General features: G+C 40.9%; 12 protein-coding genes. 7 read left to right on the top strand and 5 right to left on the bottom strand.

Annotated features, from left to right (window positions below; genetic code table 11):
• Positions 1-37: 37 nt before the first annotated feature.
• Positions 38-2,503: a LodA/GoxA family CTQ-dependent oxidase gene (locus PAUR_RS19525; RefSeq protein WP_192509406.1), complete on the bottom strand. Its 2,466-nt coding sequence runs from the start codon at positions 2,501-2,503 to the stop codon at positions 38-40.
• 76 nt (positions 2,504-2,579) lie between these two features.
• On the opposite strand from PAUR_RS19525, the gene PAUR_RS19520 reads away from it, so the two are divergent.
• The 4 genes from PAUR_RS19520 (at position 2,580) to PAUR_RS19505 (ending at position 6,444) form a co-directional block, all read left to right on the top strand.
• Positions 2,580-2,756: a hypothetical protein gene (locus PAUR_RS19520; RefSeq protein WP_192509405.1), complete on the top strand. Its 177-nt coding sequence runs from the start codon at positions 2,580-2,582 to the stop codon at positions 2,754-2,756.
• A gap of 325 nt (positions 2,757-3,081) precedes the next feature.
• On the top strand, positions 3,082-4,872 hold the full coding sequence (locus PAUR_RS19515) for a glycoside hydrolase family 3 protein (RefSeq protein WP_225738520.1): 1,791 nt from the start codon (positions 3,082-3,084) through the stop codon (positions 4,870-4,872).
• 20 nt (positions 4,873-4,892) lie between these two features.
• Positions 4,893-5,690, top strand: coding sequence for a D-glutamate cyclase family protein (locus PAUR_RS19510; RefSeq protein WP_192509403.1), 798 nt, complete (start codon positions 4,893-4,895; stop codon positions 5,688-5,690).
• Between the two features lie 10 nt (positions 5,691-5,700).
• Complete coding sequence (locus PAUR_RS19505; RefSeq protein WP_192509402.1) at positions 5,701-6,444, top strand: 5-oxoprolinase subunit PxpA; 744 nt, start codon at positions 5,701-5,703, stop codon at positions 6,442-6,444.
• A 126-nt stretch (positions 6,445-6,570) separates the two neighbouring features.
• On the opposite strand, the gene PAUR_RS19500 is transcribed toward PAUR_RS19505, so the two are convergent.
• From PAUR_RS19500 to PAUR_RS19485, 4 genes are all read right to left on the bottom strand, one after another.
• The gene (locus tag PAUR_RS19500) at positions 6,571-8,133 is read right to left on the bottom strand and encodes a serine hydrolase domain-containing protein (RefSeq protein ID WP_192509401.1); all 1,563 of its coding nucleotides are present in this window, start codon (positions 8,131-8,133) and stop codon (positions 6,571-6,573) included.
• A 180-nt stretch (positions 8,134-8,313) separates the two neighbouring features.
• Positions 8,314-9,036 carry a YebC/PmpR family DNA-binding transcriptional regulator gene (locus PAUR_RS19495; RefSeq protein ID WP_192509400.1) on the bottom strand — a complete coding sequence of 241 codons (723 nt, stop codon included), beginning with the start codon at positions 9,034-9,036 and terminating at the stop codon, positions 8,314-8,316.
• A gap of 93 nt (positions 9,037-9,129) precedes the next feature.
• On the bottom strand, positions 9,130-9,762 hold the full coding sequence (locus PAUR_RS19490) for an HAD family hydrolase (RefSeq protein WP_192509399.1): 633 nt from the start codon (positions 9,760-9,762) through the stop codon (positions 9,130-9,132).
• A gap of 108 nt (positions 9,763-9,870) precedes the next feature.
• Positions 9,871-10,371, bottom strand: a complete 501-nt coding sequence (locus PAUR_RS19485) for a DUF6702 family protein (protein ID WP_192509398.1) — start codon at positions 10,369-10,371, stop codon at positions 9,871-9,873.
• Positions 10,372-10,920: 549 nt separating this feature from the next.
• Here PAUR_RS19485 and PAUR_RS19480 point away from each other — a divergent pair.
• The 3 genes from PAUR_RS19480 to PAUR_RS19470 are packed head-to-tail and all read left to right on the top strand — an operon-like array spanning position 10,921 to position 16,082.
• Positions 10,921-11,160, top strand: a complete 240-nt coding sequence (locus PAUR_RS19480; protein WP_192509397.1) for a hypothetical protein — start codon at positions 10,921-10,923, stop codon at positions 11,158-11,160.
• A 54-nt stretch (positions 11,161-11,214) separates the two neighbouring features.
• The gene (locus PAUR_RS19475; RefSeq protein ID WP_192509396.1) at positions 11,215-12,429 is read left to right on the top strand and encodes an exonuclease SbcCD subunit D; all 1,215 of its coding nucleotides are present in this window, start codon (positions 11,215-11,217) and stop codon (positions 12,427-12,429) included.
• Positions 12,429-16,082, top strand: a complete 3,654-nt coding sequence (locus PAUR_RS19470; protein WP_192509395.1) for an AAA family ATPase — start codon at positions 12,429-12,431, stop codon at positions 16,080-16,082. The genes PAUR_RS19475 and PAUR_RS19470 overlap by 1 nt, the downstream gene beginning before the upstream one ends.

The following is a 16,082-nucleotide window of genomic DNA, read 5'->3' as shown; positions in this document are numbered from 1 at the left end:
TCTCATCAAAATAGCGCCCTTACGAGCGCATCTTATTTTAGTTTTTATCCGCTTTGCTGTAAGCAACATAAACCACTTCAGGAATACCCGTATTCTCTCCTTGTTCAACAGGTCGAGCCATTACCATTCCCATATGCTTCCATTGTGTGACCATCTGAATTAAGCCATTGGTATAGCCTCCTTCTGCGTGGTAACCAACAAATCCCAAATCGGCAGTATGTAGCCAATCAAGTCGTTGTGAATATTGTTCCAATCGCAGTTGATCAAATGATGCTTCTGTCATGCCCTGTGCAATTTTGTGGTCAAAACCATTGGGGGTTTCTGTATCTGAGTTTTTACCATCTTTAAATTTGTTGTAACGCGCAAGAGGCACGATATGTACAGGCAAGTTAGCTGCCCACCAAGCTGGAATAGGAAAGTCTTCAGGAGTGTAAACAGCTTGGCAACTCGCAGCATCTGATTGCCAAGGGATCCCCATCCATTTGGTTAAATCTCCAGGTGTATTTTTCCAAAACCAACTTGCATCAGAGTCAGGTATTATCGACTTTTCAACATCAGACACTTGTATTACATGACCAAAATCTTGATACATGTTCAAATCATTGGCTGCCTGAGTTAATCTAAATTCACTTAAACCGAGTAAGCTAATTTGCTCGTTAACACCAGATTTTCTCTCGTTTTCTGAGTAAATATGTTTATGACGCATAGGCCAGGTCAGCTCTACTCCTGGGTGAAAACCACCCCCATATAGTGCATCTAACGCTGCCCGTGCCGATAGCAATGCTGGGTGGGATGAGTCTGCAAATATATCAATATAGAATTTAGCCATTGAATCAATTGTGTCTGCGTGACTTTTCTCATCATCCGTAACGGTAAAGTTACCTTGTGACCAATTTAATAAGTGCTGATACATGAACGGTGGGATAGCAAACCATTGCATTGGGCTACCAGGATAATCCACCCCATCATTGGGGTAAAATGGCAGCTGTAATTTGTGTGTAGCTTTGCGCCCTTTAATGTCCGTGGTATCTTTGCTTGGAATAATCCGACTGGTATTGATCCATTCACTATCGGTTTGACCTGCGTCTTGCTTATCTACAGCTTCATCAAACATCGGGTTTCTAAATTGCTTAAAGATTTCTTCTCGTAATTCACTTGTGGCGCAGCCATTATCAAGCAGTTTTGCAAACTGATTTTGACTACTGAGTTCACCCATCACTGTATTTACTTGATTGTCGGAGAAGTCCGCTTGGTTAACCCATTGCATACGGTATAAACGATATAAAATTGGAAATACATCGCTAAATTGGGTTTTTAATCCAGCTAAATCAGCCTCTTTAAATTGTGACCCACTGACCATATCGTATAAAGTGACAAGTGGTTCAATTTGAGGCGCAAAGTCAGGCGGCGCTGTTGCAATCCATGCGCTATTGTTTTCTTGGTTTATTTTTACAATATTACCATTTTTTAAGGTTAATTCAGCACTTACGCTACCATCACAAATATCATCATACCAATTAGAATTGTCTGCAAAGTCGGTGTTTAAAGACGACGGAGTCATTGCTTGTGATACCCCGTCCCCAGCATAAAAAGACAATACACCAGAGTCTGAACAACTAATGCTCCCTTGCAAAACATTGTGTCGCTCAGTCATATTAAGCAAGTTTGTCAGACGACACTCTTGATCGGCTTCATTAGCAGGAAACTTGCCACTTAACTTAACGACGTCATTCTGATTACTCGATACCATCCCCTTACTGCGGATCACTAACTGCTGACGCAATTTGTTACCCAGTACATTCGGATTTCGCCGCTTTGCTGTTTGAGCTGGGGCCAGCCTTTCTAAACTAACATTCTTAGACAAATTACCTGTTCCTTCCGATAATAATGACAAATCGAGGGCATTATTATAGTCGTACCAAAATGCTTTTTTGTTAGCCACACTCACATGCCATGTCACCTTCTCACCATCTCCCAATGTCACTTTTTCTATTGGGTTACCTTGCAGGTCACACTTATAAAGATAAAAGCGCTGTGCTTGTTTTTTAACGGCCCCTAAATATTTATCCGCTAATACTGCAACAACCAAATCTTCAACAAGGCCCAGTAAAGAGAAGTTAACGATTGACTGTGGTAAAGTCGCATCATCAAGCTTACGCTCAAGTTCCTGTTTTGAGATAACCTTCCCGAGATTAGACTCGATGATTGCGATAGACAACTGACTCTTATGATCACCAGCCAGTTCAGTAACAACTGACTCGGAGACATATTCTTTTACTTGTAAACCGACAGTGTTAACTGCGTCACCTAGTCCCTCAGCAAATACTCTTTGTACGAGTGCTTTTAAATCTCCAAGTGTTACCAAATACTCTACATTTGTATCGTATAAATGTTGCCAAGGTACCTCTGGAGTAAAAACCGCTGTTTCGGATTGAGCAGGACCATTACCAACACGTGCCACGCCAAGTGGTGGATAAATTTTATAGGTATACTGATCAGACATGGTGTTTCCTTATCGATTTTGAGAGATAACACGCACCATTGCATATGACTATACAGATGGGGGTGCCAGATAGATTATGAATAACCAGTGTAGTCAAATACGAATAAATATCGATTACATGACATTACATCATTCAACTTTCCGAACCTGTACTCCTGAGGTTGGTCTGGGTGTAACTCACCCCAGCCGTCGTCCTGACGCAGGTCAGGATCCACAAGCACAAAGTGCCCCTTCTGCATGGGCCCTGAAATAAATTCAGGGAGACGACGGAAAATGAATTCAGGGAGACGAGGGAAAATGAATTCAGGGAGACGACGGAAAATGAATTCAGGGAGACGAGGGAAAATGAATTCGGGGAGACTAAAAGTAAGTTCATGCAGATATTTACGCTATGTGCATAGAAATATAACCCAATACCATTCATAACACATTAATTGTCGATGCGATTAACTTCGCTTAACAATGTGCTATATACATACCTATTTCAATGTTAAATTAGTAGCTAATTATTTGATGTCTTTCACAAGTTTTATATGGCACTCTCACAAGTTTTAAAACCTTTAGGTATCGTTATCAGCATGACAATTCATCAACTTGCAATGGCAAACACTCCACTCAATGAGCAACTCGGCCAAAAGCTGATGCTAGATTTTCGTTATTTCTGTGAAAATGGCAAGAGTTCAGCATGTCGCACACCGATGAAAAAACTCCCCAAAGCACTGGCGCAAGTCATCACCAAATACCACATTGGAGGAGTTATTTTATTTGCTGAAAATGTGCAAGACATCGCACAAATAATCGAATTAAACAAAGCACTTCAAAGTGCAGCTAAACAACCTTTATTTATTGCAATTGACCAAGAAGGAGGACGTGTCGCTCGTATTAACCGAGAAGTTGCCACCTCTTTTACTGGCAACATGAGCATTGGTGCAACGTACCCTAAACACGGCACTTTTTATGCTACTGAGGTTGCCAAAGCCATTGGAAAAGAACTCAACAGTTTGGGAGTTAATGTTAACTTTGCGCCCACCGTTGATGTCAATATGAATGCTGAAAACCCAGTCATCAACGTACGTTCGTTTTCGGAAAACCCCGATGAAGTTGCTAAACTGGGCGCTGCCCAAGTGACGGCCTTTGAAAATGAGCGTGTTATATCCGCTTTAAAACATTTTCCGGGCCATGGCGATACTCACATTGATAGTCATACTGGGTTGCCAAAGGTTACGCATACCCAAGACACTATTTGGCACAATGATTTAGCCCCTTTTAAGTACATCATTAATACACATGCGCCTGGCATGATCATGACAGCACATATTCAATACCCCGCTCTTGATAACAGCGAATTGACGAATAAACATGGGCAAAAAATGCTGAAACCCGCCACTATGTCGCGGGCCATAATGCATGACTTACTCAGGACCAAACTAGGCTATGAGGGAGTGATTGTTACCGATGCATTGGATATGGCCGGGATCAGTGATTTTTTCACCCCAGATCAAGCTGTTATTGAAACATTTAAAGCGGGCGTTGATATCGCATTGATGCCTATTGCAATTCGTACCCCCCATGATATTCAAAAATTGGATTCACTAATATCAAGTTTGGTAACAGCCGCCAACACTCAAGAATTAAACAAACATGACATAGCACAATCGGCAACGAGAATTGCTACGTTAAAACAACGTTTTTTAAACACTTCAACACACCCATCTATCAACATAGCGCACGCAACCTTAGGTAATCCAAGTCACCGGCAGTTAGAAGCGAACCTTGCAGTTGCAGCCATTACTGAGGTAAAAAATTCAGGACTATTACCAATAAAGCCTGTATCAACCAACCCTAAAAAAACACACCTCCACCTCATTATGCCTGATACTCGCAAGTGCATTGCACTCGAACAAGCATTACAAAAGTTAAGTAAGCATGCCTTTCATATTACCTGTAGCAGCCTACAAGGGTTCGACCCCACAGCAACTAATAACGCGATTGAACACGCTGATATCATAATCGCAGCTCATGCCAGCCCACAACAAAGTGCCGTAGAAATAGGGGGTATGGATGACATAGCGGAATTATCAGATCATGGTGTATCTCGACATGATCAACCAAAAGTATTGCACCAACAAATGAGCTTAGCGAAGCGCCTGAAAAAGCCAGTCTTATTTATTAGCTTACGTGCACCATACGAAATTACAGAGTACGCGGCTATCAGTGACGCAATTTTAGCTAGCTATGCCTATAATATTGATATAGACAATAAAAATCAGGTCTCTGGTCCCGCTTTTACAGCATTAGCTCGGGTAATTTTAGGACTTGATAACGCGCAAGGTGTGTTACCCGTTACAGTGACTCTGCCTAACAAATAAATTTTCTGAGGGCCTTAACTATGGATCCATCGGCATCATTAACCGCACCTCATGCGATACGAAAAATGATCCGGGAAGGCGATTATTCAGGCCCAACCATCGGTTTTGTACCAGGTTTTACTCAATGTAATATTATTATCTTACCGAAAGAATATGCTTATGACTTTCTACAATTTTGCCATTTAAATCCAGATGCATGTTCACTTATGGCTTACAGTGATTCACCGGGTTCATATACTCTCGGAACGTTGGGTAAAGATATTGATATTCGTACCGATATTCCGCGTTATAGAGTATTCAAAAATGGCCAACTCATTGAAGATGTACACGACCTTTCTCCAATTTGGCAAGCAGATTTAGTGACTTTTGCGTTAGCGAGTTACCTGAGTTATGACTATGCGCTAAATTGCGCAGGATTAAAAAGCTCAGCCATTAACCCATTGCATGGCTTGCCTTTATACATCTCAACATTACCTTGTAAAAGCGCAGGAATATTTTCTGGATTTAATGTGGTGAGTATGCGCCCTTTTACCCCATCAGATCTTGTAAAAGCAATACAAATCGGAGCACTTAACCGATCACCTCATGGCCTTCCTGTACATTTTGGCGAACCTAAAGACATCGGTATTTATGACTTAAACAAACCCGTATTTGGTGAACCAATAGACATAAATAAAAAGTGCATGCCCGTTTTTTGGACATCGAACATGACAGCTCAACTCGCAATTACCAAAATAGCGCCCAAATTGTGTATTATTAACAGTCCTGAACATTTGCTGGTCACCGACCAACAAGATGTTAGCTTAGCAATCAAATAAAGGTAAAAGCATGCTGTTAAATTGTGACTTAGGCGAAAGCTTTGGTGCGTGGACAATGGGTCTTGATACGAAAGCGATGGCAGAAATTGACTGTGCAAATATTGCTTGCGGCTTTCATGCTGGAGATCCAGATGTTATTGCTGCCACATTACAACTCGCCAAGCAGCATAACGTAACTGTCGGGGCACATCCAAGCTACCCAGATAAGCAAGGTTTTGGACGACGCTCTATGCAGATGCAACACCAAGAATTAATACATTGCCTGCATTATCAGATTGCGGCCCTAGAAGGCATGGCTAAAGTCTATGGTATTACGCTCAAGTACGTAAAACCTCATGGTGCTCTGTATAATGATATGATGCGTGACAATGCTATCTTGAAAAGTGTTTTACAGGCCATCGCCGACTACCCTAGCGATTTAAAGCTGATGATGTTAGCAACGCGCAAACAAAGTGAACACCGCCTACTTGCTAACACCTACAATGTTGCTGTTTTATTTGAAGCATTTGCTGACCGATTATATACAGATGATGGACTGCTGAGCCCCAGAAGCATGCCTACTGCGGTGCATGATAAAACAGCTTTACTTGCTCAGGTCACACAATTAATAACTCACCAGAGCGTGCAAACCAGTTCAGGAAAGACCCTGCCCTTGGCTGCTGATACATTATGTGTTCATGGTGACAATGAAGACAGTATTGCGCTTGTCAAAGAGATCCGTGCTTTATTGAGCAACACTGCTATCTCACGCTAAGTTTGTAAAGCCCCTTTACATAGAGGCACGCTGACAAACGCACTAACAAGATTGAATAGCAACAAATATAACTTAGCTACGCTATATTTGTTGCTCTAGCCATAAGGTTGTCTTATGATCATCAATTTATTGCTGAAAAACCGTGGTGCCATTGATTCCTTTGCTATGTAATAACTTAATCGCTTGGTCTTGAAAGGTTTCCGCCGCATCGCTATATGGCTGCCCTGCCCATGTGTACATATGCACATCAAGCGGTGTTACATGCGATGCATACACCCCCCAAAATCCAGAGTGACCGACGGTTTGATAATTTTTTTCTATCACCTTTTCCATAGCTAAACCATAGAACTCAGTTGGTCCTTCAAGCTCTTCTTCAGCTGTTGTTGTTTTTCGCCAATACGACTTCAACTCGGATCGTAATGCTGCATCTAAAATAAATTGGTCACTATGTAGTGCACTAAAGAAAGCGTTCAAATCATCTAGTGTTGAAACTATTCCCCCTCCTGCCCAAGCAAATGACGTATTAACACCTAACGCTACAATATTATGATTGCCATTGAGATATTGATACTCAGGTGCATCAGTTTGGATCATAAAGAGATGATCAATGGGTCCCCGTCCTTTTTTAGCTTGATGATAATCCATATAGGTATGCTGCATATCAAGCGGCAAAAAAACATGCTCCTCCAATAAAGCTTCAAAAGTTTGATCGGTAAATTTTTCTAATGTCCAAGCCAACAAATCAGAATTGCTATTCCCATATAAATAGGCTGAACCTGGCATCGTTTCTAGCTCTTTGGTTAACCCCCGCTCTAATAACTCTTGTATCAATAAATCAGAATGCCACCGCTGAGGAACATTATGATCTTGCTGTGTTAACGCCTCTAACAAGGCACGCGTGTCTGGTGCTTGAAAATCTTGTAAGTAAGAAACAAAATCTCTTATTCCAGTACTCTGATCCAGTAGCTGCCTTATTGTGATTGTTTCCCCTTGCTTAGTGTCGCCAGAGTGATGTAAATCGCCCACCGTAAAGCCTTGTGGCATATCTGTATCAGTCAATAACTCTCCAATTGGTGTATCCAGCGCAAACAGCCCCTTTTCGATTAACTTAAATGTGACCGCAGCAGATAACGTTTTTGACACACTCGCGATCCGAAATTGATGCTCTGGTGTCATTGGTTGTCTCGTCGCTTGCTGCGCTAACCCCGCAGCATCTTGCCAAACAATGCCGTCTCCAAAATCAATGAGCGAAGCCATATTGATAATTTCACCCTCGTGTTGCGTAAAAGTACTATCAAACAATGTCGATAAGGGTTCAAATATATGCTCTTGTAAACTACCTACTTGAACCGTAATACGTTCAGAGCGTTTAAAGTTCTTTTTATCTATGGCACTGACAACATATACGTACTCTCCGGCCTCGTGCGGTAACATGAAAGTCACTTTATTAGAGCCTACTGCTTGATCGACAAACTCTGTAGTACCGGGCCCTTGAACTTGTTGCCACTCAATTGCATTTAGGTCATTATCTTCATCAGTAATATCAGCGGTAATTGTTAAGTGTGTTGTTGCGATTGCGGTAAAGCTAGTTTTTTCTAACGTAATTTTCGGTGCATGACTACTGGAACCACATGCCGTCAAAATTAAACTAGAAACCAAGAGAGTTAGTGGTTTTATCGAGAATTTCATTGTATGCCTTTCCTTTGCTTAAAAAGTAGTAAGGCCAAAATATAGTGCAGCGTAAAAAAGGAAACTGTTGTCAATAGTTAGCATTTTGTCAGCAAATGTGAAATTGCGTTAGGAATAATTCAGACATAAAAAAACCGAGCTTCGAGCCCGGTTTTTAAAATAGCTCAATCGTAAAAATAATTAATTTACAATCGCGTTATGATAAATATTTTGCACGTCATCACAATCTTCAAGCATACCCATAAACTTTTCGAAATTTGCAATATCATCTTCATTGGTAATTTCAACTTGAGTTTGTGGTACAAACGTAATTTCGTCTACTTCAAAATTAATGTCAGGGAATGCTTCTGTCAGCGCCGTTTTTGCTTTGAAATACTCTGTGTGAGGTGCAAATACTGACACTTTACCGTCTTCCACTTCAACATCTGTTACATCGACATCAGCCATCATCAGCGCTTCCAGCACAGCTTCGTCGTCATCACCAGCAAAGCCAAGTATTGAAAAGTGATCAAACATATGTGCAACACACCCTGGGCTGCCAATTTTCGAATCAGTTTTTGTAAATGGTAATCGAACATCTTTAATCGTGCGATTCGGATTATCCGTTAAACAGTCAACAATCACCATACAGTTACCAGGGCCATAACCTTCATAACGTGCTGGAGAATAGTCTTCACCTGCCCCTCCTGCTGCCTTTTCCAATGCTTTATCAATAACATGGGCCGGTACTTGATCTTTTTTCGCTTTTTCAATTAAACGACGTAAAGATTGGTTTGTGTCCGGATCAGAGCCACCATTTTTTGCGACAACGTAAATTTCTTTTCCGTATTTTGAGTTTACTTTGGTTTTTGCCGCCGCCGTTTTTGCCATGGCGTTTTTGCGGACTTCAAATGCTCTGCCCATCTTAATTCTCGTTTTATAAAATTAAATTGCCGAGATTTTAACAAGACTAAGTCAAATGAGCTAGAGCGGATCTCACTTTGTCCAATGATAATATCATTGAGTCGATAAAATCAGGCGAGGCAATTCACTAAAATGATGCATAACGAATTGCGCTTCCGATGCATAGGCTGGGACGCACTCTGGTGCATACAAACACGCTCTCATACTCGCATTGTGCGCAGCTTGGATATCATATAAATAATCTCCAACATAAATACAATTTTTGGCATTAAAATGCCACAGTTTAGCAATATGCAGTAATGCAGTTGGATCGGGCTTAGCAGGCGCATCATCACGGGTTATCATGGTCGCTATGGGAATGTCGCAATGGCGTACTTTAAGCTCTGCTGCTTTTGTATAATTGCGCGTCACAATGGCCATCGGAATGCTCATATCAATTAATGTTTCTAGGCAATCTCGTACCCCAGGTAGTAACTCAGCAGCTTGTGCATCCATTAACTCATGTTGATGTACAATGTGCATTGCTTCTTGACGCATGTAAGGCGAAGGTAAGTTATCGATATATGTAAGCAGGTCTTGCTCATGTGGGCAGCCAACTTGAGCTTTGATGATAGAAAAATCAAGCCCAGAGCTTACCAAGGTGCCATCTAAGTCAAATATAACTCCCTTTATTTCAGATGACGAGACTACACTAGACGATTCGTGTTGTACTGTCGCTTGAGCCATAATATTCCTTGCCCTCTCAGCTATTTTGAATTTAACTTTAGTTTACGTTATCACCACTTGCAAAGATCACTTGTTGATGAAATTTTCTCACTATGCTATAAGCCATAACTAACGGGCTTCATTAAAAATAATTGGTAGCCAGTCATCCCCCTTATCAAAGTGCAAAGAGCGAATGCTGTTTTTTTCTTCAAAATACACCATATTAATTTGCTCTGGCCAAATATCCTGCAAAACACGATTTTGCATACTCACAATAGCATGTTTTCCTGATGATTGAGTTTCTTGATACACAATAAAAAACGGCCCATCAATATGTGTCCCCAAATTAACAAGAGACAAGCGCTTGCCTCCCGCTACTTTAAAGTGGACATGCTCACTAACATAATCAGCAAATCTTTTTTGAGCTTCCATATTGGTAAATATATCCGTGTTAGTACCAAATAAAACCTCTGCAGCGTGCTCTACATCGTGGACATAATATCGATGTAACACTTCAACGTGACCATTAACACGGTTTATATGTACAGTCGTTTTGGCTGACTTTAATTGGTGTGCGACCCCAGACGAAGAAACAAACAGCAAAGACATTATTAGCAATTTAGTGTTCATCAAAAACCATCACCTTGAAATACCAAAAATATGGGTTGTTTGGTTAAGTTGCTTTTTCATACTGACTTATTAACCCAACAACACTCAGTTATAAATTGAAAAAGTGGGAACATGCTTGCCCGTCGCGTTTTATCTATACGCTTTATTCAAACAAGAAATAAAAGCTAACTTACCAAATAAGCGGTGGCGCAAACAGCTATTTTTGTTCGTTATATTGATATAATGTAACAAATATAGAAACACCCTATAAAAAGGGTATTCAGCGTTGATTAAGTAGTACAGACTAAAGTACAAGAGAAACTTGAGTAAAATTCGACTTTACTGTTGCTAATTCGTGCAATGGCGGGCATGCCACTCTGGTATTTCTGGTGGTTATTATGCCTATTTTTTAAATAAATAAAGAAAGCGAAAAAAAAGTGTTGATATTTGGACCAATTTATCTTTAAAATCGCGCTCTTTTTTATTTCAGGTAAAACTCACTTCAAAAAGTTGGCGTTAGTTTTGCTCTGTTAATTATACCCGTTTAGTAATAGACATGTGGTGAGCAGTATGGATTTTTACATCCTAAAAAAACAAGAAAAATTAGTTGCCATCCCTGCAGATGAGCAAAACTGCAAGCAGTACTTAGATGATGGCTACTTTTATGTAGATAAAATAGCTGCTTGTAACGAAAAATCTGCACTAAAAAGGCAACAGGCAAAACAAAATAGGCTGTTTAAAACTCCTACTTTGTTGTTATTACTTGTTTTACCTATAATTATTTTTGCTTGGTTGCAAATAACTCGATAAACAAATTCGTTTTGCAATGCTATATTAGCGTTTCTATGAGTATAGGGACGTTTAATGAAAGTACTGCACACATCTGATTGGCATCTTGGTCAACAATTTTATGAACATAATCGTACATTAGAGCACGATGCCTTTTTAACATGGCTGAGCAATGCACTAAAGCAGCATGCTATTGATGTGTTACTAATTTCAGGTGATATTTATCACACCGCGACACCTCCAGCACACGCTGAACAGCAACTTTACGCCTTCATTAAACAAGCAAAACGCCATTGCCCTAATTTACACATTATCATCATTGCGGGTAATCATGACTCCGCTAATCGTATTGAGACCGCGAAACCATTACTGCAAGCATTTGATACCTATGTTGTTGGCCGATTCAACAAACATAGTCCAGAAGATGTTGTTCTAACCCTCCACACTCAGCATGGGCCGCTGACAGTGGTTGCAATGCCTTTTCTACGTGCAGGCGACTTGACACTCGACAATCAACACCCCGATGCGTACCAGCAAGGAGTTCACAATGCTTATCAAAGCAGTATTGCTTACGCGGTGGATATAAAACAGGGGCCCTTACTTGTAATGGGCCACTTACATGCTAAAGGGGGTGATATTTCCAGTGACTCAGAGCGAAACATCACCATTGGTGGATTTGACGCCATAAGCGCAACTGTATTTACTGAGCACGCTGACTACGTCGCTTTAGGACATCTTCATAAATCACAACGCGTCGCAAAAAGCGAATTCATTCGCTATAGTGGCACGCCGATGCCAATGTCTTTCTCCGAACGACATTACCAACATCAAGTGCTGATCGCGCAATTTGATAAGCACACGTGTATTGCCGTCGACCCCATACTCATTCCTAGGCACCAAGATGTTTGTTTACTTCCTGAAACAGGAGGCGCCACATTGGACGATTTATGTGATTTAATTGAGCAACTTGAGTGTGATATTGATGCTCCCCCACCATATATTCGACTTAAGTTAAATGCCAATGAAACGGATAGCCAATTCCGTGCAAAAATAGACGACGCACTTGCGAATAAGCACGTTCTCTTTTGCGGTATCGAACGCGTCAAAAGTAGTACGCATAATAAGCATGACTCACAACTTGAAGATTTGGGGCAGGTGGAACAACTCGACCCAGTAAGACTGCTCGATTTGGCGTTTAAAGAACATATGGATAGCGATGAATGTGCGCCGGCATCAGTACAGAAATGTCTCTGCGAAGCCCTTGCTTTTCTGAGTGAGGTCAGTGAATAATGAAACTTATCAGCGTAAAATTACATAACTTAGCATCCATTACAAACGCCGCCATTGACTTCGAGCAAGCCCCGTTGCATCAAAGCGGTTTATTTGCAATCACAGGGGATACTGGCGCAGGAAAGAGCACATTACTTGATGCAATATGCTTAGCGCTTTATGGTAAAACAGCTCGCCTTAAAAATGATTTAAAAAATACCGTAGCCTTTAATGGCGACGACATTAAGTTAAACGACCCAAGAAATTTGCTACGCCGAGGGTGTGCTAATGGGAGCGCTGAAGTCACCTTTGAAGGTCAAGACAACATGCGTTATATGGCCCGGTGGAAAATAGCGCGCGCGCGCAATAAAGTTGATGGCCGACTAAAAACGGCTGAACATGAGGTATTTGCACTCGGCGATGATACCTTACTCGCACAGAAGTCAGCGGCGGTAAAAAAAATCGAACAGTTAATCGGTCTTAATTTCGATCAATTTACACGCGCTGTATTACTTGCTCAACATGAGTTCGCAGCATTTTTAAAAGCCAGTAGCGATGAGCGAGCTCAACTACTCGAATGCTTAACTGGTACTGATAAATTTAGTCGCTTGGGGCAAATAATATTCGAACAACACAAACAGAAAAAAACGGCATTAGAACAACTGCGCCTTAGTTTAGAAGCATACTCTTTGTTAACTGACGAAGAGCTGGAAGACGTCACAAATAAAGCCCGTAAGTACCATAATGAACTCGAACTATTTAAACAGCAGCAACAAGGTATCGAGCAGCAAAAAAGTTGGCTACAAGCTGGGGAGTTACTTCATTCTAAGGTAAGTAACCATACGGTTAAGTTAAACGATATTAACGAAAAAATAACCGCCCAATCCGCCCAATTTGAACTCGCGAACCTAGCTGATGTGGTCCAACAAATCGCTGATAACCGTACCCAAGCGGACCAGTTAAACTCACAAATAACAGCCTTAAATACGGAGCTAAAAAAGGTCAACGCCATTGATCATGCAGAAGCCATATCTCAACAAGAAAAAAGACTGCTCGAAATAACAAAAATAACAGAGCATGCGAAGTCTGACTTTAACCGATATCAGCCTGATATTATTGCTGTAAGAGCACTTGATACCAAACGTTCAGAGAACCACTCTCAACTGACTAATGCGAAGCTGCTCGCTGAGAAAGCCCACTCGACATTGACTCAAACCACACAACAGCAGCATAACTTACACAAAGATTTAGATGAAAACACCGTCACTCAAACCAGCCTGCACTCGATCCTAGAGGCTGACCCTAATGGCACTCAAGTATTACCACATTGGCAGCACTTAAATGTGTTACTCACTCAGTTAACACAATTAACGCAGCAACAGCACGATACACAAACACAGTACAATGACGCAGTGCAGCAACATCTAAAGCTGAGCGAGCAACGCGCCCCTTTATTGACGAAACTCGCTCAACATCAAGTCGACAATGACCAAAGCGAAGCTCAACTCGAGCAACTAAAAACAACGCTAGATCAACTCGATTATGAAGCCATGCAAAAGCGTCGTTTTGCACTACAAAACTGCATAGCGTACAAAAACGAACAAAATACTATCGATTCGGAGTTAATCCAGTTACAAGCCCGTTTAGATAAAACACGCCATCAACAACATACACTTAATCAACAATTAAAAGATGCCGAAAAACAAACCGAATTATCGAAGCAACGGCTTATTCTCACACAAGATAATTACAATCAGGTACAATTACGTGCCAGTGAAAATATCAGTGCCTTACGTGCAGCGTTACAGCCTGGCAAAGAATGTGTTGTATGCGGGGCAACTGAGCATCCATATGGTGTTGAACATATTGACGAGCATTGGCAAAACCTCTTAAATGATTTTAAGCAGCAGAATGAACATGCAGAACATGCGAATCAATTAGCGCAGCAACGTTACTCTGAGCATCTTGGTGCAATAGAACAAATTAACGCTCAGCTACAAGTAACACTACAACAACAGGCCCAACTCAAGCAAAAGTGGCAGCAGATTAAAGACCAATTAGCCGCACTTGACGACATTGCTAATTGGACGACACAAGACTGTTTATCAGAACTAGATTCTATAGAATCGCAACTAAAACAATACAGTGCACTAACACAACAACAGCAGGCTGCTTGGCAACAATTTCAGCTTTATCAAAGCCAATTACAAGTAACTCAATCAGCCCTACAAGACCTAGATAAATCACTTCACTCTAATGAGCAAACACAGCAGCATAATACACAACAGCTTACGCGGGTAAGTCATGATATAACTGCATTGTACAACCAAGCACATACTTTGTTTACGGACCCAAATTGGTGGAATGTATTCTCAACAAACAACCAACAAGCTCTATCTGAGCTTGATAGCCGTATCACGCTATTGCAAACAACAGACATTCAATTAAATGAGTGTAATACCAAGCTACTGACGCTAAAAAATGAATTAAGTGTTACCATGATTCAAATAAAGGAACAACGCCTACATTTGGAAAGAACGCAAAGTACCGTTGATACCTTAACTGCTTTATCACACCAATTAAATGCTGAACGGGCGCTGTTATTGCCTCTTGATGACAGCCCAGACCAGTGGCATCAGCGATTACAAAATACGCTTGAACATGCTGAAAGCGAGCAGCAAAAACTGCAAAATACCTTAGTGCAGCTTACCCAAGCACAGCAAGAAAAAACCTTAAAGCTTGATAACTTACAACAACAAATACGCCAAAACAATGAACAACAGCACATTGTTGAGCAACGCTTTAATGACTGGATTTTAGTCCAGCAACATGATTACCCTCAATTAAATAGCACTCTCGTACTTGATATTTTGTCTCAAGACAACACTCAGTTCGTAAAATTAAAAGCATTACTTGAGCAGTTAAAAATACAACAGAATCAAACACAAGCAACCTTAGCGCACTTGCAAAGCGAACACCTTGAGCACCAACAACTCGCTCTCACTGATTTACCATTGAGTGCACTAGAAGAACAATATCACGAGCTCAATACACAACGAGAAGTAACTCAAAACTTATGGCTAGAATGTAATACGCAACTGACACAGCATACTCAAAACACCAAACAATTGCAGTCGAGAAAAGTGCAACTGTTACAACAACAAGCGACGTATGAACATTGGCACTTGCTCGATAAGCTATTAGGCGATGCCACCGGAAAGAAACTTCGTAATATCGCGCAAACACAAACTTTAAGAATACTATTGCAATATGCAAACCTTCATCTAAAGAATTTATCCAAACGCTATAAACTCAGTGTGATTGGTCAATCTCTAGACATTGCAATTATTGATAAAGACATGGCAGATGAACAACGTTCTGTTAATACCCTCTCTGGTGGAGAATCTTTCTTAGTTTCTTTAGCATTGGCATTGGGACTTGCGTCATTATCATCAAATAAAGTAAAAATTGGTTCATTGTTTATTGATGAAGGCTTCGGGACTTTAGACCCCGAAACATTGAGTGTTGCGCTAGATGCGCTAGACTCACTTCAAGCACAAGGGCGCAAAGTAGGGGTTATCTCTCATGTGAGTGAAATGACCGAACGCGTTGCTACACAAATACATGTTAAAAAACAACCTGGCGGCTATTCAAGTATTACGGTAAAAGGATAA

Source organism: Pseudoalteromonas aurantia 208 (assembly GCF_014858725.1).
In the GTDB taxonomy this organism is placed as follows: Bacteria; Pseudomonadota; Gammaproteobacteria; order Enterobacterales; family Alteromonadaceae; genus Pseudoalteromonas; species Pseudoalteromonas aurantia.
This window is presented reverse-complemented; position numbering and strand designations above follow the sequence as displayed.